Origin of the sequence: Streptomyces alkaliphilus, assembly GCF_014141535.1 — a bacterium.
GTDB classification, from domain to species: domain Bacteria; phylum Actinomycetota; class Actinomycetes; order Streptomycetales; family Streptomycetaceae; genus Streptomyces; species Streptomyces alkaliphilus.
In genome coordinates this window covers 1-1,828 of the sequence record NZ_VKHT01000994.1, presented here as the reverse complement: position 1 = coordinate 1,828, position 1,828 = coordinate 1, and the positions used below count along the sequence as shown (strand labels likewise).

General features: G+C 74.5%; 2 protein-coding genes. Both read right to left on the bottom strand.

The window, feature by feature from the left end; genetic code table 11:
* Positions 1-678 (bottom strand): hypothetical protein (locus FNQ90_RS21845; protein WP_228471469.1); only part of this gene is annotated, 678 nt, incomplete at its 3' end.
* 77 nt (positions 679-755) lie between these two features.
* Positions 756-1,703 (bottom strand): DUF6807 domain-containing protein, encoded by a 948-nt coding sequence (locus FNQ90_RS21840; protein ID WP_182607920.1) that lies wholly within the window; start codon positions 1,701-1,703, stop codon positions 756-758.
* Between the last annotated feature and the right edge of the window lie 125 nt (positions 1,704-1,828).

The following is a 1,828-nucleotide window of genomic DNA, read 5'->3' as shown; positions in this document are numbered from 1 at the left end:
CTCCAACGCCTCCAGGACCCGGCCGGTGCGCAGTGCCGCCTCCATCGCCCCCGCCCGCCAGCGTTCCCGCCAGGCGGCCACCCGGGGCGCCACCAACCGGGCCGCCGCCGCGCGGAACTCCCGCAACGGGCCGTCGTCGCCGGCCTCCAGCGCCCGCCGCAATTCCGTGTAGCCGGCCACCGCGAGGTCCCGGCGGCGCCGGGCGGCCTCTCCGGCCGCCGGGTCGTCGGGCGGCGGGAGGGCCACCGCCCGGGCGTAGGTCCCGGCGTCCGTGAGGTACTCGGGGGGCAGGGTCAGCACGGCGTCCCCGGCCTCCGGCAACCCGCTGTTCTGCATGACGACCGTCACCCGCAGACCACCCCGGTTGACCATCCGGTGGACGGTGCCCGGCGTGAACCAGACCACCGCGCCCGGTGCCAGGGGGTGGGCGCGATACCCGCGTGGCTCGGGCGGCGCTCCGTCCCCGGCGGTCCCCGCCGCCCCGGCACCGGGTTCCACGGCACCCTCCGGCAGGAAGGGGGTCAGGGTCTGCACCTCTCCCTCCCCCGCCGTGACCACGTACGCCTCGGCACAGGCCAGGTGCAGATGGGGGCTGCCGGAGCAGACCCCGTCGGCGGCGGGCCAGTCGTAGGCGGTGATGTGGGAGATCCCGACCCCGCCGGGCAGTGGGTCCGGCAGCGGGGCGAAGACCGCCGCGTCGGCCGGGTGCGGCCCGGGGCTGGCCCCGCCGCCCGGACCGTCGTGCGCCGCGGCGCTCACCCGGCCGCCCCACCGGCGCCGTTCGGGCCCTCGTCCCACGGGTGGGCCTTCAGCCAACCCTCCACCCGCTCGACGTCCCACTCCCCGTCGGCGACGACCATCCGGTAGCGGTGGGAGAAGGAGTCGCCGGGAGCGAGCTCGAACTCCTCGAAGAACGCCCAGGAGAGGGCGACGGTGGGCCAGGGCAGGGAGCGCACGAACCAGTGCGAGGGGTGGATGGAGCGCTCGTTGTCCGGGTGGTGCGCGAAGACCAGGGTGGAGCTGTCGTCCACCTCGTCGTGCACGGCGGTGAAACCCAGCCAGGGCGCCTCGGCCACCGGGGTGCCCATGGTCTCCCGGTCGGTGGAGGGCCCGGCGGGGGTGAGCACCCGCCCACCCGCGAAGTCACGCGGACCGCGCCACTGCAGACCGGTGTAGCCGGCCATCTCCCGCCCGGCGGTGGTCGGGCTGCCGAACCGCAGCGGCAGGTCACGGACGTTGGTCAGGTGGATCGACCAGTCCAGCGCCCAGGCGCCGCCCACCGGGTCCACCGAGTGCACCAGCAGGCCCCGGCGTTCGCGACACCATTCCTCGCCGGTGTGGTTGATCCAGGTCAGGTTCTCGTCCAGGCGCGCCCGCTCGGTGTCGGCGGTGACCGTCTCGAAGCCGTCGTGCCGCATCCACCCGACCCGCTCGGGGATGCGCTGGTACCCCTTGCCGTGGATGTAGGAGTTGCCGCCCCAGAAGTTCTGCTCCGACAGGTGACTGGAGGTCATCTGCACGCCCTTGTGCCACCGGTGGTCGTTGGGGCGGTACCCGGTGACGGTGTTGCCCGCCAGGGTGCGCACCGGGTGGGCGTAGGGCTTGCGGGACTCGTACGGCTCCGGGTCGGGGCGGTAGACGTAGGACAGGATCTCGGTGTCCCCGACCGTCACCACCACGCGGTCGCCGTGGTGGTGGGTCAGGGTGGGGGTTCCGGCGTCCGCGCCAAGGGACGCGGCCCCCGAAGAGGTCGGGGATGTCGGGGATGTCGGGGATGTCGAAGGGATCGTCACGGCTGGGTCGTCTCCTCCGTCGGCTGCGACTGGGT